14 protein-coding genes are annotated in these 23,878 nt (G+C 43.1%); 13 read left to right on the forward strand and 1 reads right to left on the reverse strand.

Annotated features, from left to right (window positions below):
- Positions 1 to 272 precede the first annotated feature (272 nt).
- From HQN88_RS27675 to HQN88_RS27715, 9 genes are all read left to right on the forward strand, one after another.
- Positions 273 to 6,920, forward strand: a complete 6,648-nt coding sequence (locus HQN88_RS27675; RefSeq protein ID WP_173118596.1) for a CBM96 family carbohydrate-binding protein — start codon at positions 273 to 275, stop codon at positions 6,918 to 6,920.
- 76 nt (positions 6,921 to 6,996) lie between these two features.
- A complete protein-coding gene (locus HQN88_RS27680; protein ID WP_173118597.1) occupies positions 6,997 to 8,733 on the forward strand; it encodes an S-layer homology domain-containing protein in 1,737 nt (578 codons plus the stop codon).
- Positions 8,734 to 9,268: 535 nt separating this feature from the next.
- Entirely contained in the window at positions 9,269 to 10,420 is a 1,152-nt protein-coding gene (locus tag HQN88_RS27685; protein WP_173118598.1) for a Gfo/Idh/MocA family protein, read from the forward strand.
- Between the two features lie 13 nt (positions 10,421 to 10,433).
- Positions 10,434 to 11,606, forward strand: a complete 1,173-nt coding sequence (locus tag HQN88_RS27690) for a dihydrodipicolinate synthase family protein (protein WP_173118599.1) — start codon at positions 10,434 to 10,436, stop codon at positions 11,604 to 11,606.
- A gap of 5 nt (positions 11,607 to 11,611) precedes the next feature.
- Positions 11,612 to 12,433 (forward strand): sugar phosphate isomerase/epimerase family protein, encoded by an 822-nt coding sequence (locus HQN88_RS27695; RefSeq protein ID WP_173118600.1) that lies wholly within the window; start codon positions 11,612 to 11,614, stop codon positions 12,431 to 12,433.
- Between the two features lie 91 nt (positions 12,434 to 12,524).
- The gene (locus HQN88_RS27700; protein WP_173118601.1) at positions 12,525 to 13,319 is read left to right on the forward strand and encodes a helix-turn-helix domain-containing protein; all 795 of its coding nucleotides are present in this window, start codon (positions 12,525 to 12,527) and stop codon (positions 13,317 to 13,319) included.
- A gap of 47 nt (positions 13,320 to 13,366) precedes the next feature.
- A complete protein-coding gene (locus HQN88_RS27705; protein ID WP_173118602.1) occupies positions 13,367 to 14,602 on the forward strand; it encodes a DUF455 family protein in 1,236 nt (411 codons plus the stop codon).
- Between the two features lie 56 nt (positions 14,603 to 14,658).
- The gene (locus tag HQN88_RS27710; RefSeq protein WP_173118603.1) at positions 14,659 to 14,811 is read left to right on the forward strand and encodes a hypothetical protein; all 153 of its coding nucleotides are present in this window, start codon (positions 14,659 to 14,661) and stop codon (positions 14,809 to 14,811) included.
- Positions 14,789 to 15,931, forward strand: a complete 1,143-nt coding sequence (locus HQN88_RS27715; RefSeq protein WP_173118604.1) for a glycerate kinase — start codon at positions 14,789 to 14,791, stop codon at positions 15,929 to 15,931. Before HQN88_RS27710 ends, HQN88_RS27715 begins: the two co-directional genes overlap by 23 nt.
- Before the next feature lie 63 nt (positions 15,932 to 15,994).
- Here HQN88_RS27715 and HQN88_RS27720 read toward each other — a convergent pair whose 3' ends face one another.
- Positions 15,995 to 18,241, reverse strand: coding sequence for an AraC family transcriptional regulator (locus HQN88_RS27720; RefSeq protein WP_173118606.1), 2,247 nt, complete (start codon positions 18,239 to 18,241; stop codon positions 15,995 to 15,997).
- Between the two features lie 237 nt (positions 18,242 to 18,478).
- Here HQN88_RS27720 and HQN88_RS27725 point away from each other — a divergent pair, with 237 nt between their 5' ends.
- From HQN88_RS27725 to HQN88_RS27740, 4 genes are all read left to right on the forward strand, one after another.
- Positions 18,479 to 19,369, forward strand: a complete 891-nt coding sequence (locus HQN88_RS27725; RefSeq protein ID WP_173118608.1) for a carbohydrate ABC transporter permease — start codon at positions 18,479 to 18,481, stop codon at positions 19,367 to 19,369.
- Positions 19,370 to 19,433: 64 nt separating this feature from the next.
- Positions 19,434 to 20,990: an extracellular solute-binding protein gene (locus HQN88_RS27730; RefSeq protein ID WP_173118610.1), complete on the forward strand. Its 1,557-nt coding sequence runs from the start codon at positions 19,434 to 19,436 to the stop codon at positions 20,988 to 20,990.
- A gap of 81 nt (positions 20,991 to 21,071) precedes the next feature.
- The gene (locus HQN88_RS27735) at positions 21,072 to 21,992 is read left to right on the forward strand and encodes an ABC transporter permease (RefSeq protein ID WP_173118612.1); all 921 of its coding nucleotides are present in this window, start codon (positions 21,072 to 21,074) and stop codon (positions 21,990 to 21,992) included.
- Positions 21,993 to 22,128: 136 nt separating this feature from the next.
- Entirely contained in the window at positions 22,129 to 23,877 is a 1,749-nt protein-coding gene (locus HQN88_RS27740; RefSeq protein WP_173118614.1) for a sensor histidine kinase, read from the forward strand.
- Position 23,878 lies beyond the last annotated feature (1 nt).

The following is a 23,878-nucleotide window of genomic DNA, read 5'->3' on the forward strand; positions in this document are numbered from 1 at the left end:
TGCTGAAAAGTGAAGTGAATTCACCAAAATGTGTAGGAGAGAAGCTGTGACTATGACAACTTTCAAACGTAGAAACATGAATTTTGTTAAAAAGTGCAGAGTTTTGACAAGTTAGTCAAGTATACATGAGGCGTTGAAGAATTTAAGCTGAAAAGATAGGAGGTTAGCATAGCTCGCATCCTTGATAGCGCTTTCTTATAAACTGGCAATGAGAATGCGTCGATAGAAGAGTGAAATGAACATCCTATATTTTGAAGTTGAGGAGTGAAGTGATGCCAAAAATGAGATTCAAACAGATGGTAAGCAAGATTCTTTTAGCTACATTGCTGATGGGTACCTGCAACACCTTTCTGACGAGTCCGCTGAATAAGGTGGATGCAGCAGAGACCAAATATTTACCAGAAGCGGATACCTATGTATCTAGCGTTCCAGCTGAGAGAGATGTCAACTACAATATAGCACCTACAGCCAATCAGCTGCACCTGAGAACTTCAGGGGAAAACAACACACAATATCCGTTTTTTCGCTTCAATCTATCCCAATTACCAACTAACTTGGATGGAGCAACATTTAAGCTTCGATTATTTAATAACTATGTCGCTAGCGCTGCCACTGTTGCAATTAATGTCTACGCGGTTGCCGATGATACGTGGTCAGAGACAGCCATGACCTGGAACACACAACCTGCCTATGGTTCACTAATTACGACGTTCAATTTGGAGCAAGCACCTGCAGCAGGCGGAACTGTTGATATAGATATTACAAATTATATTAAACAACAGAAGGCTTTAGATGGTAAAGCAAGTCTAGTCGTCGTAAGCACATCTGCTTCATGGCGAGCTTTCACGAATAAAGAAAGAACGTGGGAGGCTATTAAACAACCAGGATTGATCTACCTCAGAGATGCGGAAGCCCCGATCTACCAATCTGCTGAAATTAGTCCGGATTATAAGAATATTAGTCTGAAGTATGATGAGGCTATTTTGGATAATTCAGGTGGAAGTTTGAAAAGTAAGGTGTTACTCACGACAGATGGCACGACATACAATCCGTTAGGAGCGAATGACTCGGTTACTGTGACGGATAATGTTTACTTAAAAGTGAACCTACAAACAGGACTTGTCGGAGAGAATAATCGAATCAAAGTATTGGCGAGTACGTTAAAGGACAGCTATAACAATATCGCTTCTACGGAAGTAGTCACGAATTTGCTCATAGGACAAGTTAGTATGTTGCCTCCTAATTATTTGACAGCTGTCGTTGGGGGCACTGCCAAGACCATCCAGTTAAACTTCGACAAAGCCATTGCGTGGCATTCAGGCAATCCGAAAACGGGATTCCAGATCTCTGACAACGGTGGTAATACGTATCAAGCATTAAGCTTAAATGACAACGTCACAATAGAAGGTAGTTCGGTCAGTATTCAATTCAGTTCTACGCTTATTGGTAACAACTTCAAGGTGAAAGTACTCGGCAATACGATTAAATCACTTGCCAGTAATTTACCACTAGCAACGGATGTGATAACCACTACGCTAAATGTTCCTGCGCCATTATCAGCGCTTGTAACTGTAAAAGTTGCAGCCGACACGTATGTCGATGCAGGTGGCGGTGTTGGGACTTCTGATGTGAGTGCAAACAGTCCTTATTACAAAAATTTCGGTAATGAAACGCTCATGTACATTAGAGAAGTTTCAGGTGCTAATGTGATTGGGGCTGCGAAAGCAAGATCTTTCATGAAGTTCGATATCGCAAATTTGGGAACATTCAATACCGGTAAATTGAGAGTCTATCTGCAGTATGGGACAACACAAGCTGGCACTGCTTTATTTTATGCGGTAGAAGATGACAGCTGGACAGAGACGGGTATGACCTATGCGAATCAGCCTGCTTACGGGGAATTGCTCGGTACTGCAGAGATTAGTGCCAATCGGACAGATACTTGGTACGAAGTGGATATCACGGATTATCTGAGTAAGCAGAAAGCGAAAGATGGCGTTGCCAGTATCATGATTATGAACGATTCAACATCGACGACAGGAGCAAGAAGCTTTAAAACGAAAGAAGGCTCGGCTGTTGGAACCATTTATCCACAGCTTGCAATTGATTATGACAGTAAAGCTCCTGCTATTTCTGGTGTTGCTGTTACGGATAACCAAAAAGTTGAAGTAACATTCAATGAAAGTATTTATAATAAGGTTCCAGATTTAAAAACAGCGATTAGCACATCTTCCAATGGTACTGACTTCACCGCACTTGCTGGGGGAGATACCGTTAGCATTAGCGATAAGAAGCTGACAATTAATTTTGCTCAAAAAATTACAGTATCCTCATTATCCATTAAAGTAGCGGCGGGAACTTTAGCGGATACATTCGGTAATGCCAATGGCGTGGCTATTGAAACTCAACCTATTGTGGTTGATGTAGCGGCTCCCATTTTTGAACCAAACGTTACGTTGGATGCAAGCAATAAAGTGATTACCCTCCGAGCTAATGAGGCTTTAATTAGTAAGGTGGCTGATGCTGCTGCACTTAAAGCAGCTGTTACGATAAGCCAAAGCAATCAGGCATTTGTACCTTTGGCACAAGGAGATACCGTAGCGATCAACGGAAATTCACTCGTTGTAACGCTGGCAACTAAGCTCTCGGGTTCAGACTACAAAATAAAGGTGGCGGCATCTACATTAAAGGATGGGAGCGGAAATTCAGTAGCCGAGTTTATATCAAGCTCCTTCTCTGAAGACGTGCAACCACCGAAACTGGCTGCGGTTTATACCGTAAACTTTAACAAAACGATTAAAGTAGCTTTCGATGAACCCATTATGAATAATTTGGCAGATGCTGTGGCTTTAAAAAATGCCATTCAGCTATCATCCGATGGTGGCTTAACGTATCAAGCATTGGGTGCTAACGATAAAGTTGAAATTGGGATTAAGCAGTTAAATATTATTCTGCAGCAGCCAGTTACTGGAAGTAATAAAAAGGTCAAAATACTTGCTTCCGCGCTTAAAGATACAGTTGGTTTCACAACTGCGGAAGTGGTAGGAGCATTCGCTGCACAAAGTGTCGCTTACCCTTACGCAGAGCCGTCACAACATTATTTGGATGATGCCCTACTCCATATTCGGAATATTGCATTTGCCAATATGAACAATGGGCAAGGTAGTGCTCCTGAGACTGAGAACGCTAAAGGATTTGCAGTTGTAGCCCAGGCTATTGCAGCTGGAAACAATAATTCTGTTCTGATTGATGAATATGTGGACGCACTCAAAAAAATCTTGTCTGTGCCTGCCAAAATGCCAAATCTTCAAGCAGGACTTGATGATCGCTCACAATCTCCAATTGTATATGCGATTGCGCTTCTCTGGAACGATACACGGATTACTTCCAGACTGAGCGTGAACGAGAAAGAAACTTTAATCACATTTATGAAAGCTGCACTGATTGCCGAGATGTACATGTTAAACGATTATGATAAAGATGGCAATTATATTGGACATACCACAAGAAGATTAGCGATGAATGGAGATTCCAATAACGGGGTTACGGGTAACTTTGGTGAACCTCATTTGACGAGCTTCTTTGCTTCGGCTTTTGCTCTGGGACTGGAAAATATTAAACCGATCATTGCTGCGTATGACCACAAGGCATTTATAGCGGAGTTAAAAAGCAAAGGCTTAACAACGATTGCAGCTAGCTTCGAAAATACGAATAATTTCTCTACAGCTGCGACGGATGCCTTAAAACTGACAGAGAAAGCGGCAAGAGTAGAAGCAACCTTGAAGTCAAGCAAATGGTCATTTATGAACGTTACGTTAAATGAATTCTTGGAAGATCCTTTGAAAATTCATGCAGCCCAAGAAGCCTTTAACTGGCCGTATTTGGCAGAAGACGGAGAATTCCAAGGTCAGCTCGGAATGGGGTTTGAATTCCAATCAGCCGATCAAGGCGGGCCAAGAGAATCGCCGAGTTATGTCGTTCTTGGATTGGAACCGGCTATTTCCAATACCGTTCTATTAAATCATTTTGGTTATTTGCATACACCAATAAGCACAGATTTAGCAAATCACATCGAGAAATTACAGAAAGTTGCAGCTAATGATCTGTATGCTAAATTGGTCAATGGGTATTTTGGTCAAAGCTGGATCGATACCCATACGTATACGCTAGCGAATGATGTCTGGTCTTTCTTAATGGAACTGCTATTCTCGACGGGAAATATTACAGCAACAACATTTAATGATACGTTCAATTACAGCAGTGTTGGGGATATGACTGCCAAAGGCTGGGTGGTTGATCAAGCGGTATCGTCAGTAACGCATGACAACATCATTCCTTTCAACAAAAAAACGGTCACGAATTCTTCCGTCGTTGGCGGTCATAACTATGACGAGAATGAGAAAATATTTACGTTAAATGGAGGTGCTTCGCCTGTCATTGCTTACAATACAGCGAAGAAATTAGCTAACATTAACTATTATGCTTGGATGAGCACACCTGCCATTGGCAATGGCGAAGCGGGAATCCTTGCGCGGGTCACAGACGCCAACAACTATTATCAAATTTCGTATACCCAAGATAAGCTCTACATCAAGAAAAAGGTGAATGGCAGCTTCAGCATCATTGCGGAGAAGGCTTTCACGTTACCAACGACTAGACTTGGAGCTATTTTCTACTTTAACCCATGGGGCTGGAAGGATACTGTTGTAGAAGCGAAGGCTCATAGATTACGGGCAGAGCTAACGAATGGTACCATTAATGTGTATGTGAATGGCAAAAAAGAGCTAACTGCGCAGGATGCAACATTTGCAACAGGATATGTGGGAATGACTGCAACGGGTGCGAGTACGAAATTCGATGGCCTTCTGGCTTCTTACACACTACCTGATAAACCAGTATTGAATTCTGTTAACGTGGGGAACGGCAGCTTAGGCATTGACTTTACACCGGTGGATGGTGCACTGAAGTATAAAGTCAAGTATGGAACGACTTCTGGTCTTTATACGAACAGTATTACGACAGGCAGTACAACACCGATCATTCCAAACCTTGTGAACGATACAACGTACTATGTTGTTGTTTCATCGGTCACTGCACAAGGCGAAAGTGAGATTTCGAATGAGAAATCGGGTACACCTAAAGCGCCCGATGCTGTGACACCTGTCATTACGAGTTTAATTGCTGATGGAAGCAAGGTTACCGTAAACTTTACAACCGATCCTAAAAATACGTCCTACAAGATTAAGGTTGGAAAGTCGAGCGGAAATTATCTGGGTACGACCTTTGACGTGACGAATTCCGGTTATGTTGTGGATCTGCCGCCAACCTCAAGACCGTACTACTTTACTATCGTGCCTTACAATGCCAATGGTGCAGGTACGCCTTCTAATGAAAGCAGTGTTGTACTGGATACTCCTTTCTTATATATTGCTGGAGTAACAGCAAGCTTGGATGTGGATCCTAAATATATTGCAATGAATACGATTGATGGCGATCTGGATCCTGAATCTCGTTGGTCAGCCGAAAAAGAACAGTGGATTCAGTACGACCTGGGCGAACTCAAGGAAATTAACGCAGTTTCGCTAGCTTTCTCTAATGGCCATGTAAGGAGAAACTACTTTGATATTACGGTATCTAGTGATGGCATCAACTGGACGACTGTTTATCCATCTGGCGTAACAAGCGGCACAACGCAGGGATTAGAAACCTATAAATTTAATGCTGTGACTGCTAAATATGTTCGTATCTTATGTCACGGACATTCGGTTGCAGGTTATGGACTTGGTTTCAATAGTATTATTGAAACTCAAATTTTCGCAGCAGCTCCAAGTAAGCCGACTGGTCTGCAAGTGAGCAGTAAAACGGCAAATTCCGTAAGTTTGACTTGGCATGCTTCTACCAATCAGAGTGCAGCAGTAATCACCTATGATGTATACCAAAATGGAACGAAAGTGAACACATCGGACATCACGAATGCCGCTTATACCATTTCAGGTTTGCATCCTCATAGAGATTATGTGTTTACAGTGGTAGCGAAGGATTCCAATGGTAAAGTGTCACCAACCAGCAATCCATTGTCGGTGACAACAGAAGCAGGAGCCATGAGCGGCACGGTAACCTTAACTGGGGTGAGTATGGTTGAACCCACCATTCCACTTAGTCTGTTCTATGGTCTTGCGGGTGCGCAGAATATTACGGCACAGGATATTACGATTACCTATGACAAAACATTGTTCCGTTTCGAAGCGGCAACCGCTGTTCAAAGTGGTACAACGATTGAAAGCTTGGAAAGTTTGCCAGAGCAAGGAAAAGTTCGCTTCATTGTGTTACATTCCGGTGCTCACAATGCAATCACAGGTGATGTACCTGAAATCTTAAAAATTACGTTGAGTCCGCTAGCTTCTGGAAACGGTTCTATCGCTGTGACTGCCATTGAGCTATCCAATGCGCAAGGAGATATTCTCGGGGCTCAACTAGCAAGCAAGTCGATAACTGTTGGATCAGACAAAACGGCTTTAATTGCTACCATTCAATCTGCTCAAGCCGTCTATGACGCAGCCGTTGAAGGACTGGAGAACGGTCAGTATCCGGCAGGCACGAAGGAGCAATTGGTGACTGCCATTCATGCAGCTACTGTAGTACGAGATGAGGTTTCCAGTACTTCTCAGGTTGCAGCTGCCATTACTAGCTTGAATGATGCGCTCAGTACCTTCCAGAGCTTGGTAATTACAAGTCATACTGGTGACTTTAATGACATTCTCGGGTATGACCTTGGCGATTTAGGTAAAGTGGCTCCAGCGTTTGGTAAACATGTGGGGCTGTCTGACTGGAACCAAGTTAAACGAATGGATATCAATAATGACGGTATCATTGATATTTATGAAATAACATTTGTTGTAGAGAAATATATTCACAAATAATTGATCGTACAAACAGGGGATAGGAAGGTTGCGCAAGTGGCCTTCTTATCCATATTTATGAAGAGGAGCGATATAGATGAAGTTTTCTAAATTGTTGCATGTACTACTGCTTTCCTCCTTAGTTATTAGTTTATCAAGTCCTATCGAAAGAGCCGATGCTGCTGTTGTTGCAACATCGTTTGATATACATCTTGACAGAACCATCATTGTTAGTGGAGATGAGGTGGTTGTGACGATGACCGGAGCTGGCGAGCAGCTGTTTAAAGGCTATGAAGCGGAGGTTGCTTTTGATGCAACAAAGCTGAGTTTTATTCATGGCGATGCGAATTCGCAACAATTTACCTATCAAGCCGAGTATCTGGAGGGCAATCATGCTAAAGTGGCCGTCACGAGATCCTCTCCTAGTGTCGTATCTGCAGATTCGACGCCCATTCTAACTTTTAAATTCAAAAGCATTGCTACTGGTTCCGCTGATGTCACTCTTGTTGGCGTAAAGGCTTTGAAACCGCCCATTCTAGCTGCAACGAAATTTACGCCTAATGTAACCAAAGCGGTCACTGTGGGAGCAACTACTAGTTCGCCACCAGGTGGTGGCGGTGGTGGAAATCACCCGCCAACTACAGCACCAAGGGCAGGAACAGTTGAAGTTCAGCCAATTAAACATGGTGAATCCGCTCAAGCAGGACTAGATGCATCAACTTACACCGCAGCTCTTGGACAAGCACCAATGGATCAAAAAGGGAATAAAGTTGTCACCGTTGTTCTTAAACCTGAAGCAGGCGTCAAAGAATATGTGGTGAGTTTGCCAAAGGAAGCTTTCAACGCTACGAAGCATAAGGCGCAGGAGTCGGATAAGAAAGTAGAAATTCAGTCTCCGCTTGGAACGCTTACCATACCTGATAATATGTTCAAATTGAAGGATATCGGAACGAATCCCTCTTCAATCGAGTTTTCCATTGCCAAGGCGGATACCAGCTCATTCTCACCAAAGTTAAAAGAGAAAACGAAGGATAAGCCAATTATTGAACTGACTGTCAAGATCAATGGGGAAGTGGTTACCTGGAAAAATAAAGATGCGCCTGTTACCGTTCGTGTAGCCTATACACCAACGGCGAAGGAGCTTCAGGATCCAGAACATATCGTGATCTGGTATGTAGATGGTGATGGCAAAGTCATTAAGGTGCCATCGGGTAAATATGATGCTGCGACAGGCGAAGTGACCTTCGCAACTACGCACTTTAGTATGTATGCCGTGACGTATGAGGAAACTACGTATGATGATATTCAGAGTGTGCATTGGGCGAAAAAGCAGATTGAGGTTTTAGCTTCGAAAGGTGTAATTAATGGCACGACTGAATCCACATTCACACCAAGTGCAAACATTACGAGAGCAGATTTCCTTAAGTTATTAGTTGAGACATTAGGTTTGAGTGCAGAAGTAGAGGGCAATTTTGACGATGTTCAACCATCGGATTATTATTACGAAGAAGCTCGATTGGCTAGACAACTCGGAATCTCAGCAGGCGTAGGAAATAATAAGCTTAATCCGCAGGATTTTATTTCCCGGCAGGATATGATGGTTATGGTAGAAAGAGCAATTCGAATCGCTGGGAATAATCGGACAGTTACCAGTGCTGTTGATATGAACAAGTTCACTGACTTCATGAACATTGCAAGCTATGCGAAGGATAGTATAAGAACCTTGATTCAACAGGGATTGGTTGAGGGGGATGGGCAGAACCTGCACCCGACAGGGAATACCACCCGCGCGGAAGCAGCCGTATTACTTTATAAATTGTATTACTTACAGTAATTGATAACAACAAGGACTTGCGTGATAGTGGCGCAAGTCTTTTTTTAGCAAGTGAAAGTCTAGTAGCCTTTTTAAATGGAAAAAGTACATCTATTTTTACTGTATCTTGATGAATATAGCAATTAGATGGAAAAAGTGTAGGTATTTCTCGAGTATTCGTTAGTTCAGAGGGGAATGGGTGAAATTAGCTGCATATTTTCCAGTTATTCCACTTTTAAGGTGATATATGGCGAATTTAACTGTACTTTTTCCATTAAGGTTTCTAATCGGGGGGATTGTATTGATAACCCAACCCCACCCAACCCCACCCAACCCCACGAAAGAATTAAAAGTAGAATTTTTTCCATAGGATGTGAAGTAGCAGGAGAAGAAGCAGATAAACGTGAAACCTCGGGCAAATAATAGTTCCGAAATTGAGAATTTACATCTTAAAGTCGTATGACAGGAAATGGTAACGAACGTATGATGAAGGTAGGACGTGAGGCAGAAGGAAGGAACGAACTGCCAACGAAAAGTTGAAAGGGGTAATTTAGCTATGGCAATCCATCAAGTAGGCATTATCATGAATGGGGTTACAGGACGAATGGGAACGAACCAACATCTCATCCGTTCGATTGTAGCAATACGCAATCAAGGCGGTGTCAAATTGCCTAATGGGGATGTCATTATGCCGGATCCGATACTGGTCGGCCGCCAAGAGAATAAATTGAAAGCGTTGGCAGAAGCTCACGGAATTACTCGATTCTCGACAGATTTAGATGCATGCCTTGCAAACCCGCAGGATACCCTATATTTTGATTCGCAGATGACGAGTTTCCGTGCTGAGAGTATTCGTAAGGCTATCCTCGCAGGAAAGCACATCTATTGTGAAAAGCCGACGGGAACGAGTCTTGCCGAGTCACTAGATCTGGCACGCCTTGCGAAAGAGGCTGGTGTGAAGAACGGCGTGGTGCAAGACAAGCTGTTTCTCCCTGGGTTGATGAAGCTTAAGCGACTGGTAGATTCCGGATTTTTCGGAAAGATATTGACGGTTCGGATGGAATTTGGCTATTGGGTTTTTGAAGGGGACTGGCAGCCAGGACAACGTCCATCTTGGAATTATCGCAAAGAAGACGGTGGCGGAATTATAGTCGACATGTTTGCCCACTGGCGTTATGTCATCGATAATCTGTTTGGCAAAGTGCGATCGGTATCCTGTTTAGGCTATACGCATATCCCTCACCGAGTTGATGAAAGCGGTAACAAGTATGACTGCACAGCTGATGATGCTGCGTATGCGACTTTCGAAGTTGAGGGCGGTATTATCGTGCAAGCAAATTCTTCCTGGGCAGTGCGTGTCAATCGTGAGGATTTACTAACGGTTCAGGTAGATGGGACAGAGGGAAGCGCTGTTGCAGGTTTGCGTGACTGCAAGACGCAGCATCGTGTGAACACCTGTAAACCTGTTTGGAATCCAGACATCCCGAATCCGTTTAATTTCAAAGAGCAATGGATGGAAGTACCAGATAATCAAGTGTTCGACAACGGTTTTAAAGTACAGTGGGAGTTATTCCTTAAGCATATAGTGCTGGATACGCCATTTCCTTGGGATTTGCTCGAAGGGGCAAAAGGAACGCAATTATCCGATTTGGGACTGCTCTCATGGAACGAACGACGCTGGGTTGATGTGCCCGATTTGAACGTGTAGGAGGGGGGAGCCTATGTCTATTAGCTTGAAATTGATTGGAGAAGACAGATCCATCTACGATTATAAGGCAGGTCGTGCAGGAGCATTCGAGCTGCCGAGTGGGAAAACGTTTAATAGCCGGATTGCCTACTCAGCGGCCCATGTCGTCTGCGATCCCTATGCGGATACGGATCCTCTCGCTAACGCTCAAATAGATTGGGAAGCGACATTAGCTTACCGTAGGTACTTATGGTCAATGGGTTTATCCGTAGCTGAAGCCATGGATACCGCACAACGAGGGATGGGCTTGAACTGGGATCGGTCCAAAGAGCTGATAGCTCGTTCCATAGCCGAGGCGAAGGCGGTAGGAGGACGAGTCGCAAGCGGAGTGGGAACGGATCACTTGGTTCCAGGTGCTAGTGTAACAATTGAGGACATCATTACTGCGTACGAAGAACAATGTGAGTTTGTTGAAGGGCATGGCGGCTCTATTATCCTGATGGCAAGCCGGGCGCTTGCAAGTTGTGCGAAAGGCCCCGAGGACTATGAGCAAGTGTATGGCCATATTTTGCGCCAAGTATCGAGGCCTGTGATCTTACATTGGCTGGGAGATATGTTTGATCCTGCGCTCAAAGGATATTGGGGGCATGCGAACGTAAACGAGGCCATGGAGGTATGCCTCCGTGTTATTCACGCAAACGCTGAGAAAGTCGATGGCATCAAGATTTCCCTGCTGGATGCCGAACAAGAAATCACGATGCGACGGCGTCTTCCGTCTAGTGTCAAGATGTACACGGGGGACGATTTTAACTATCCTTCGCTTATTCAAGGCGATGAGCAAGGCTTTAGTCATGCATTGCTTGGGATCTTTGATGCGATTGCTCCAGCTGCCGCTTCAGCTATGCATGCATTAGATGAAGGGAATATCGCGAAATATAACGACTTACTTGCTAAGACGGTACCATTATCTCGCCATATCTTTCAGAAGCCAACCTACGCGTATAAGACAGGCATTGTTTTTATGGCGTATTTAAATGGGCATCAGTCCCATTTCAGAATGATCGGCGGAGCAGAAGGGTCTCGCTCTATCATACATCTCTCGAAGCTATTTACACTCGCCGACCAGGCAGGCTTGTTGGTCGATCCTGAGTTGGCGACTCAGCGAATGAAGTTGGCGTTGGGATTATCAGGAATTCAAGGAGGATAAGGTGCATGCAGTTACTACGAGATTGGGAACGTCTCAGCTTAAATCAAATCACAACGTCCAATTGGAGTTTGAAAGAGGCTGTGGAAGGGAGCGCAAGAGCAGGGATTCCTTGGATTGCTCCTTGGCGCCATAAGGTTGCGGAGATCGGTTTAGCAGAAAGTAAGCGCATCATACGAGACGCCGGCTTACAAGTATCGAGTCTTTGTCGTGGCGGCATGTTTCCCGCTGCAACGGCTGCCGAACGCAAGGTTAAGCTTGATGATAACCGCCGTGCGGTCGAAGAAGCCGCCGAGTTAGGCACAGAGGTGCTGGTACTCGTGTGCGGACCAGCACCGGATCGTGACATTGACAGTGCCAGACAATGGGTTGCTGAAGGACTGGAACAACTCGTTCCGTTTGCGGAATCGCATGGGGTTAAACTCGGAATTGAACCACTTCATCCGATGTATGCAGCAGAGCGATCCGTCGTTGTGTCATTAGCGCAAGCGAATACCCTTGCTGAAAAATTTCTTCCCTCACAAGTTGGGGTTGTAGTTGATGTGTTCCATGTTTGGTGGGACCCCGCTCTGTACCAGCAAGTGGAAAGAGCAAGTGGACGTATCCTAGGTTTTCATGTATCAGACTGGATTGTCCCCACACCAGATTTGTTGCTGGGACGCGGAATGATGGGGGACGGGGTCATCGAGCTGCGCCGAATAAGGGCAGCTGTAGAAGCCGCAGGATATGCAGGGCCAATTGAAGTGGAAATTTTTAATCAAGCAATATGGGACCGTTCAGGCGACGAGGTGCTGGAACTGATGAAGAACCGTTATTTAGAGCATGTATAATCAGGAGGTGTTCGTTATAATAAGGATGAAGAGCGAGCAAATCGCTCCTCGTCCTGTTTCGCTGTAAGAGTATTCTGGAGGTGCTGCGACCGTGAACGGTATCCACTTGTACGAAAGTAAGCATACCGAGAGCTATAATATCCGCGTTCATTTTCATCATCATTATCAGTTATTGTACGTCATTGACGGGGAAGGCAGCATCCTGCTGGAAGGGGAATCACACCACATATCGGAACATTCGACGATTGTCATATTTCCGTACTCGAAGCACGCTGTTTCCTCCAATACACGTATGACCTTATTGGTTTTATCATTTGATGAAGGAATGTTGGACGGCATGTTCACACCGTTAAACAAGGAGGATATTGGTTTTACAGGTTCGTTTTGTTGCAAACTTGCTCATCTGCAAGCGAATGAAATCAAATTGCTGCTGCGAAAGCTTCTTTATGAAGAGAGACAGCAGGGGCTGTATCATGACTGGGCTATGCGTACGCATCTGAGCGAAATCTTATTGGGATTGTGCAGAGCACGACAGTCAGACTGTATGCAAGATGCGAATAGCCTCCGAGCGGAGAAAATTCGAAATTATATAGATAAGCATTATTACGAGTCGCTGACAGCAGAGCAGTTGGCACAAAAGTTTGGAGTCAGCGCACGCTACTCGAATACGATATTCAAAGAACGCTATAAGCAGACGCCTATCCAATATTTAAACGAGATTAGGCATAGCTTAGCTAAGAATCTGCTGGCTGAGACCGATATGAACATTGTTTCACTTTGCTTTGAGGTAGGTTACGAATCGTTGCCGACTTTTTACAGAAGTTTTAAACAATTAGCTCAAATGTCTCCAACCGCATTCCGTCAAATGAATCGGCGTGAACCTTGAAATGTAATCGCTATCATTCTATGAGATCGAAAAGGAGAGTGTTGCTTATGAATGAAAATTTACGCGCTTATGTAGATCGTCGGGGACAAAAGGGGATGGATATTAGCAAATCCGTTGAGTTATTTAGGCGGTACGCTTATGTAGAGCAAAGCTGTATCAGAGCACTTGCCGGGTGGTTTCTTAAGTTGCCGAATTGGGAGACGAAGATTATACTCGGTTATCAACTTTATGCTCATGCAGAGCGGCTGAATGAACTCGGTACGCGTTTGGAAGAGTTGCGCGGCGGACGTCATCGTGATGCCAATATTGAGCCAGGGCTAGCACGGATTGGTAAAGAATTGGTTCATGCGCCAGACGATCACAGTTTTATTGCCGGTTTATCTTGGATGTTGGGCCATCTCGTGCATGTGTACAAAGAACATTTGGAGGTAGCAGATGCAAGTGCGAATGCACTGGAGATCCGAATCTTGCTTAGGTTACAAGTTGATGTGGAGAATGAGCTGCACTCCCTCCAAGAGTTAGAGAAGCAACAGTACGGGAATTCACAGGTGAATACAGTGCATTGGACACAATATTTGGAAGGGCTAATTGAAGAAGCCGGTGGCATAAGTGGATTAGGACTTCGTAGCGGGAAGAGCGTGAGCGCATTACGCCCAGAGAAGGCCCAGTTTGATTGGCCGTCACCAATGGTATTTGATGGCCGAATTGTTCATGCTGATTTGGGAAGTTATCAATCTAAGCTTGACTTGCCACTCAGAGATCGGTCGATAGGAGAATTTAAAGTTTATTTCAACGAGTTTTATGCTGCTGCCTTACTGGCTACGATTATATATGATTCATGGAAATTAGATGCCCCTCGTCAATATTTCATGGATATCGCACATCATTTCTGGGACGAAGTCAGGCATGCGGAATTTGGGGCAATTCGCTTGCGTGAATTAGGCGTCGAGCCTTCGGTAGTCAATATGGTACTGTTTGATAATTCGCAAGGGTTGCCGTTGCTTCACCGGCTTTGTTATTTGACATTAGGACTTGAGGTTTATTTTATGCCACGCAAAAGTGTAAGGGTAAGATATTACGAGCAAGAAGGAGATGCACGTTCGCAGTTGTTTGCCGATGTAGATTGGTCTGATGAGTCGAATCACGTTCGTTACGGAAAACAGTGGATGGATTATTTTCTCAAAGATGATGCCAGAACGATTGAGGACGTTCAGGAGGAAATTGCTAAATATATGGAAAATAATGTCAATAATGCGGTTGGAGGACAGAAGGTTCCATGGTAAACGATGCAAGGTTCCCGTGAGAAATGGATGTCGTGTGCCTAGGAGGCGAGAACGGTATGGATTCAGATTTCATTTGTCAATTCTTGTTTTGGCAAGAAGATGAGGAACAAACTGCCAGTGAAAACCGAGGGAATTACTGGAAAGATATCTGGAGAGATCTGTTTGGAAAACATGGGAGAGACGAAGATGAAGATCGTTATAGCGACTGATTCATTTAAAGGCAGTATTTCGAGTGTGGAGGGAAGCCTTGCGATAGCTGCTGGTGTCAGGGATGTCGTGCCCCATGCTGAAGTCGTTACTTTCCCTCTTGCCGATGGTGGAGAGGGGACTGTTCAAGCACTTATTCATGCGACAGCTGGAAGTTTCATCTCCCTTGATGTGACAGGCCCCATGCAAGAAAAGGTGAATGCTGTGTACGGTATTATGGATGACAGCAAAACCGCAGTCATTGAAGTAGCGCAAGCATGCGGCCTTTCCTTAATTCCGACAGATCAAAGGAATCCGCTGCTTTCCACCTCTTATGGCGTAGGTGAACTTATATCGGATGCGATTGGTAGAGGCTGTCTTCATTTCATTATTGGACTTGGCGGGAGCGCAACGAATGATGCAGGAGTAGGTATGCTGCAAGCCCTTGGGTATCGATTTCTAAACAGGGAAGGAAAGGAAATTGGGTTTGGAGGGAAATGGTTACGAGATATACGGTCCATCGATGAAAGTAAAGCGAATCCGACTTTGGCCCAGTGTACCTTTCGAGTAGCTTGTGACGTGAACAATCCACTTTATGGGGAAAATGGCGCCGCATACGTCTTCGGACCACAGAAGGGTGCCGATTCGCAAATGGTTCGAGAACTTGATCAGGGCTTGAAGCATTTTGCGGAGGTTGTTCTGAACGAGAGAGGCAAAGACATTCAGCAAATTGCCGGGGCAGGGGCCGCAGGAGGATTAGGGGGCGCATTTGCAGGCTTACTTCATGGAAGTCTTGAATCGGGGATCGAACTTATATTGGACGCGAACAAATTCAAAGAGACTTTGAAGGGAACTGATTTAATCATCACAGGAGAAGGCAAATTGGATGAACAAACGTTAATGGGGAAGGCTTTATCGGGCCTTGCTCATCATGCGCAAGAACACAGCATCCCGATGATTGTATTGGCAGGCAGCGTGCCAGTCAACACATCTTACATGCATAGTGTCGGCATTACGTCTTGCTTTTCAGTTGTGAATCAACCCATGTCACTTGAACAAGCGATGGATGTCAGAACAACAGGGACGTGTCTGCAATTTACGACAAATCAATTGCTTAGACTCATCCGAGCATTTCAGACATAAATAGATAGCCAGTCATGATAGATATAAGGGCTTACACAGCAAACACTGTGTAAGCCCTTTTCCTCATGTCCCGTTCCTATACTCGGCGGGTGTAATGCCCGTATACTTTTTAAACACTTTATAGAAGTAGGTACTGTTGTTGTACCCAGTTTTCTGCGAAATTTCTTCAATGGAGTCATGCGTTGTGGAAAGAAATTCCTTCGCACGATCTATCCGATATTCATTCAGATAATCAGGAATGGATTGTGCTGTCAGTTTTTTAAATATACGACCCAAATAAGCGGGGGACATATCAATAAGTTCGGCTATTTTAAAGAGAGACAATTCTCGGTCCGCATAGTGCTGTTGAATAATTTTATCCACGGAAGCGACAAGGTTGTCATGCTTGGAACCCTTTCTGTCCTTCAAACCAGCGCAGATACATTCAATTAACTCATTGAAATGATTGCGGACGTCCTGCAAGGTCTCCAACTTATGAAGTTGCTGGACGAAATTCGTGAAATCATAGTTGAAAGAAAGACCGGAGCTTTTCTCTAAATTAATGGCAGTTGTCGAGATCGAATAGGCCAATTGATGGAAAAGCATCGTATAGACAATGTAAGATTGATAATCCGTTGCAGTGAGAATATCATTGAACCATTTCCTCGTCTCATCTGCTTTCCCCAGCTTGAGCGTTTCGAGCATGTTATTCTCCAGGGCAACAGGATGAACAAATGCCAGTTGCGAAAGTTGCGGAACATGGGAAGCTTGTAGAATACTACGGTAGCCGAAGACGAATTTATTATCAAGCAATTGTACGGTTTCTTTGTAAAGATCGGAAATTTCAAATACATTATCGCCAACTTCACTGATGGCAATGCTCATAGATAGATTTAGATAGGCCTGAATTGATTCTTGCACACGTAAAGCCAGTTCACGAAGCGGGAGATTCTCTTCAAAATCGCCATTCAGAAGCACGGCTACGTTTTTCTCATCCATATCAATACATTCACATTTGCCATAGCTCCCGAATATCTCAGTTGCAATATTCATCGTAGCATATTTAAGAAGAGAGCGATCTTCAAAGTTGTATTGTTTGGAAAATTGATCGAAATGATCTATGGTGAGCAGGATAACCATGAAATCACGATATGGGTCAACACGGATATCAAACTCTTTTAGTTTGGTTTCGATATCGGTAACGCGCTTAGAGCTGCTATCCCAAATCAATCGCCGCAAAAATTCCTGTTTCAATTTAAACTGATTGTTTCGTTTCTCATTGGTCAGAAAATTAATATTGGAAATTACTTTATCGATTGGTTTATGTAAGGATTTGGAGATGACATAGGAGACTGTCAATCCTACTAATAATAGAATGGAACAAACAACAAGGACGTTCTTCTTCATGACTTCGATTTTCCCCATGATGGTATCGTAAGGAAGAACACGTATGAACGTCCATCCCGATTGATCATGCTTGGAAAAGACGACAAGGGACTTCTTCCCCTCCACATCTCCTACGAAATAATCGGAGGATTGCTTGGTGGAAGCGGTTAACACCTTCTGGATGTAAGAGCGGTCATTTAAATCGGAAAGAAAAGGCATAGTTTCTGTGCTAGTTACCGCTTTGCCATGACTATCAATAATAAATGTTGAGCCCGTTTTGTCGGTATCCAAGCTCATGATGGCTTCTTTCATCCAACGCTCAGATACATTAAGCATAATAACATTGTCTAGATCCTTGGCTGGTCCTTGTAAATCATAAAATACGAACGTGTACACATTCGCGGTCTTTTCAACACCCAAGAACGGAGTTTCAATCTGGATCGTCCGCGGGATTGGAGCAAGTCGCTTATACAAGGAAAAGTTTTCAATAAAATTGACCGCCTCTGGATCTGAGAAATGATCAATGCTTTGAATCGCATTCATAGATGATTGCGAAGTGGTATAGACCGTTTTGGAGTTCTTACTATAAATGTAAATGGAATGAAAGAAATAACTGACATTCATATAAGTGCTTAATCGACTGAGCGCATTAGTCGTGTCTAGCGTGTTAGGTGCCGTATAGTGCAATAGCTTATCGAACTGTGGGTCCGCATATATCTGAATGGCATAATTTGTCGAACTTTCAATCATAGATTTGGCACTATAACTAGATTGTGAAAGGCTGCTTTTCTCGGAAGCATAAATATTAGAGAGAGCGATTTTCTCGAAATTAGCGTACAGAGCGAAAGACAGCGTAACAATCGTTACAATAATGCAAATGATGAGCGAGAGAAAAATATTGGCATATAACTTCTTCGAGGTGCGAGCTTCTGTAATTTTCTTCAAATGTCATTGCTCCTTCATTTTACATGATCCATGTACACATTATTATAATGATAATCACAATATTGCGTAAGTCTATTCGCAAAAAGTATACAGATGTACAAATTTGTATAGCTGTATTTCTCAAAAATGTTGAGTGTTTTCAAGGGATTGTGAAGTATACAACAAATTGTGACATGAGCTAGGATAAGAGTAGGAAACCGGTCATCCTAAAACACATCTGAGAGATGGAGGGTCTGCATGGAGAGTAAACATACTATAGAGAAATATACATTTAACATCGTCGGATACTTAATGATTATGGCATTCGCTGCCCTGTGTGCTATCCCATTTATCATGATTATTATGGGATCATTTACAGAGGAGTCAGAGATCGTAAAACATGGTTATCGATTGTTCCCGCAAATGTTTTCGACAGAAGCGTATTCCTTCATACTTAAGAATCCAAAGCAAATACTGAATGCGTATAAGATTACGCTTTTGGTAACCATAGTAGGTACGATTATTGGCTTGTTTCTTTCGGCGATGACGGCTTACGTGCTGCAAAGGAAAGATTTTACGTATCGCAATGTGATTTCCTTCTACTTCTTTTTCACCACTTTGTTTTCTGGTGGGTTAGTTCCTTGGTATATCTTGATTGTCAAATACTTGGGCTTCAAGGATTCCATTCTTGCCTTGATTGTACCGTTGTTGTTGAATGTATTTTACATCATTATATTAAGAAGCTTCATTAGTTCAACAATCCCAGATGCCATTAGTGAATCAGCGAAAATAGATGGAGCAGGCGATTTCCGAATTTTCATTTCTGTAATCTTGCCACTGCTTAAACCAGCACTTGCCACAATTGGTCTATTCATTGCGCTGAATTATTGGAATGACTGGTACCATGCAACTTTGTTTGTAAATAAGGAGAATTTGTTCCCACTGCAGTATTTCTTGTACAAAATATTAAATAGTATTACGTTCTCCAACTCTTCCGTTGCCGCACAAGGCTCGGTCGTCATGGATACACCGAAGGAATCGTTTAAGCTTGCTATGACTGTCGTGGCAACAGGTCCTATCATTTTATTGTATCCATTTGTGCAAAAATACTTTATTCAAGGAATTACGATTGGCTCTGTAAAAGGGTGAATCCGGTTGATGCCGGTTTATCATATGACTTCAAGTATAATGAGAGTAAGGGGAGGATTTATCAATGAAAAATTTAAGAGTTCTTATGGCTGTAGGTTTAACCGCTTCCATGCTAATTGCAGGTTGTACATCCAAAACCGCTACTGAAGCAACGCCAAAAGGTAGTACAGAACCAACTGCAGCTGCAACTGTAGCAGCCAACAAGCCTGACATCTCCAAAGAAGTGAAATTAAAAATGTATTTGATTGGAGACGCACCTAAAGATTTAGGTCTTGTCTATGAAGAAGTCAACAAAATGCTCAAAAAAGATATTAATGCCACCGTCGAGCCGGTCTTTTTATCTTGGGGCGATTATGTTCAAAAATACCCGCTGTTGTTCGCAACTGGCGAAGATTTTGATCTGATATACGCAGCGAACTGGTACAAATACAGTGAGTTTGCCAATAAAGGCTCTTACAAAGAGTTAACAACAGACATGTTAAATAAGTATGCACCGCTAACGATGAAAGAAATTCCGAAGGAAGCTTGGGACCAAGTAAAAGTACAGAACAAAATTTTCATGATTCCTAGTTCCAATAAAGATTTCGCGATGGCTACAGTAGGTGTGCGGGGAGATCTGCGTGAGAAATACAAGATCGCTCCACTTAAAACCGTGGACGATTTCGAGAAATATTTAGACACGATTGCCAAAAATGAACCTAGCTTGGTTCCGTTTGACGAGAATGCAGCAGGGTATGCCTTGTATGACATGATCATTGGTGCGGAAACGTCAACGAAGGTTACTGTAAGCAATACCTTACTATCTCTGGATTTGAAAGATAAGTCAGGTAAACTCATCGATGTTGGACAGACGCCGCAATATTTGGAATACGCGAAGAAGATGGCGGATTGGAGCAAACGGGGCTTCTGGTCCAAAAATGCGCTTGTCAATAAAACGCCAAGTAAAGATTCCTTCCTTGCAGGTAAAAGCTCCTCTATGGCGGGGAATTCCTTGGATATGAGCAATACGGTTACAGCAGCCAACCAGAAACATCCTGAATGGAAAGCCGAAATGTTTGACCTATACAACGGTAAACCAACGTATGTGAGCAATTATTCGTCCAATGGGATGTCGATTAATGCGAACTCCAAAAATCCGGAGCGGGCGCTAATGATGCTGGATCTATTCCGCAACAATGAAGACTACTTTAACCTAACAACATACGGTATCAAAGGTAAGCATTATGACTTGACAGCTGATAAAAAAGTTCAAGCACTAAACGGTTCGGATTCAGGCTACAAGCCGGATTCAGGGTCACCTTGGGGCTGGAGAACGGCAGGTCTCTACAAAGCATTATCAGATCAACCAGCTGCCTTCACTGCAATTAAAGAAACATGGACGAAAACAGCTATAACGAATCCATTGCTTAACTTCGTACTAGATACAACGAATATCAAGAATGAATTAGCTGCGATTAAAAACGTGAAGGATCAATATCGTGATCCAATTAATCTTGGTGTTCTTGCAGATGCGACTGAAGCTGTCAAAACGCTAAACGCGAAGTACAAAGAAGCCGGTTTAGAAAAAATTCAAGCGGAAGCACAAAAACAAATTGATGATTTTTTGAAAAATAATAAGTAAAAGAGAGATCATGGGAGCAAGAGAGACTGCGCCTATTATCGGGCAGTCTCTCTTGTTATTGGCTACTAGGAGGTTATTCGGATGATCGCAAAGAGACTATGGGGAGATATAATCAAAAATCGTACGATGTACATCATGATTTTGCCAGCCTTGCTATTCTTTCTTGTATTTAGTTATTTACCTATGGCAGGATTGGTTGTAGCCTTTAAATCTTATACGTATACCAAGGGGATTTTCGGAAGCCCGTGGGTCGGGCTTGATAATTTTTCCTTCTTCTTTGAATCAGGCAAGGCGTGGCTTGTTACCAAAAACACGATCATGTATAACTTCATTTTTCTCATCGTGAATAACTTTTTGGAAATTTTTATAGCAATTATTCTGTTCGAGTTAGCTGGGAAGTATTTTAAGAAAATTCTGCAGTCTGTTATATTCCTGCCCTATTTTATCTCTTGGGTTGTTGCTGGAGCTATCGTTTATAATCTATTAAACTATGAGTTTGGTGCAGTCAATACATTACTGAAATCTGTGGGTTTCGAGCCATTGAACTTCTATAACAGTCCGAAACTATGGCCGTATATTCTTATTTTCTTCAGTGCTTGGAAAACAGTTGGTTATGGAACCGTGATTTATTTGGCCAGTATCGCTGGCATTGATACAGAAATGTATGAAGCTGCCAAAATCGATGGCGCGAACGTCTTTCAACGTATTATTCATATTACAATACCGTCTATTGTCCCAACCATCATGGTTCTTCTCTTATTGAAAATTAGTCAAATCGCGCGAGGCGATTTCGGCATGTTCTATCAGCTCATTGGTACGAATGGCATTCTATTCGATAAAACAGATGTCATCGATACTTACGCTTTCCGTGCCCTCCTTGATATGCAGGAATTTGGAATGTCAGCAGCCGTTGGCGTGTACCAGTCCGTATTGAATTTCATCATTATTATCATTGTGAATACGTCCGTGAGGAAGGCTAGTAAGGAGAACGCATTGTTCTAAGCCTATGAATAAAATGTAAACAAGACCGCAATTCCTTGGTATCCAAGGGAGGCGGTCTATTTTACTTTTGACGGTTGACCGTTGCCCTTCAGAATGCCATAATCGATGATAAAACGAAATAGGGAGTCGACCAACTATGGGATTACGTTCAGTCCTTGATACGTATCGGCATATGAAGATTAAAAATAAGTTGTCGATTTTGATTACGATGATTATCGCGGTTTCTTTAGCCTTTACAATTCTGATCCAGCAATATGTATTCTCGATCTATGATGGGCAAATTTATGATAAATCTTCACGCGTCCTTAATTTATCATCTACTGCGATTGAAACGGAGCTCAAGCGATTACAACAGCTCTCTTATCGGATTTTAGCAGAGGAGCAGGTTCAGGAATGGTTAACTTCACTTAAAAAAAATCCGTCCGATTATGATCGACTCATCATTAGTCAATACTTGGTAGATAGACTGATTAGCTATTCGGGTGAAGAACCCTATTTGTATTCCATTCAAATTATGGATGCCAATGGAAATGAGCATGAGGGCGGCAATATTCTGAGAATGGACCCTGAACGGAAAAGGCAGATTATGAATGTAGCTGCAGAAGGCAATGGGGAAAATCGTTGGATATATCCTGAAAGCAAAGATTCTGCATTGATTGCAACACGGGAAATTCGCTCCTTTCACAAAACAAACTTTGATTTGGACTATCTAGGGACACTTGTCCTACGCATTAATATTGAGAAGCTAGTTCGCGATATCGCACCTGAAGAGGGCGATGTTATGATTGTTTCTGATGAACATGTGATCTTTCCTAGTGAACCTTCCTTCGATTTGGGTCGAATTACGAAGCCCGTGAACGCTGGTAAAGGCTACGAAATCCAGGACATTAACGGGGAAGAATATTTTATTGCCCAAATCCAGTCTCTGAATACAGGTTGGACGTACTTGAACATTACACCTTTTAATCAAATCTTTGACCGAATCATTTTTATTAAGGAAATGGTCGTTTTCGTCTTTATTGCCATATTCGTCGTCGTGATATTGTTAGGCATACGTTTCTCTTACGGTTTAACTAGGCCGATCGATGAACTTATGGTGCGGATGAAACTGGCGGAGAAAGGAAATTTCGAAGAGGCGAATTTATTTCCGCCTGGCGGTCATGTTGCTATGAATGAAATTGGGCTCTTGCAGCGAAGCTTCCGTTTCATGATTGAACGCATTAACACCTTAATTCAGGAGAATTATGCCAATCGCCTTCTGATTAAGGAGACGGAATTTAAGGCGTTACAATCTCAAATTAACCCGCATTTCCTCTACAATACGTTGGAGTCGATTAATTGGATGGCTAAAGTAAATCGACAATCCAAAATTTCCGAGATGGTGGAGGCATTGGCGTATTTGCTTCGCCATTCTGTTGATTTGAAGGAACCTATCATTACACTTGGTGAGGAAATCGATATTGTTCGCAGCTATGTGACAATTCAGAAAATTCGCTTCGAAGAGCGATTGATATTTAGGCTGGATGTTCCTGAAGAATTAATGAGCCGGCCACTTCCTAAACTGACCCTCCAGCCGTTGATGGAGAATGCGATTCATTATGCGCTGGAGTCAACTATCGAGCCTTGTGAAATTACGATCCGCGGCTGGAGCACGGAAGAAGGCGTTTTCCTGGCAGTTGATGATACCGGACCAGGCATTCCAAAAGGGATGATTGAAAGGTTGCGTAGTGGTGAAGTGACGACAAAGGGGAAAGGGATTGGGCTGCTGAATATTGATGACCGGATTAAGCTTGCTTTTGGCGAAGCTTATGGTATTCGAGTGGATGAGACAGCGGAAGAAGGAGCATCGATCATTTTAAGTTTACCCAAGGGATTGGAGGAATAAT

The organism is Paenibacillus qinlingensis, assembly GCF_013204845.1.
In the GTDB taxonomy this organism is placed as follows: Bacteria; Bacillota; Bacilli; order Paenibacillales; family NBRC-103111; genus Paenibacillus_E; species Paenibacillus_E qinlingensis.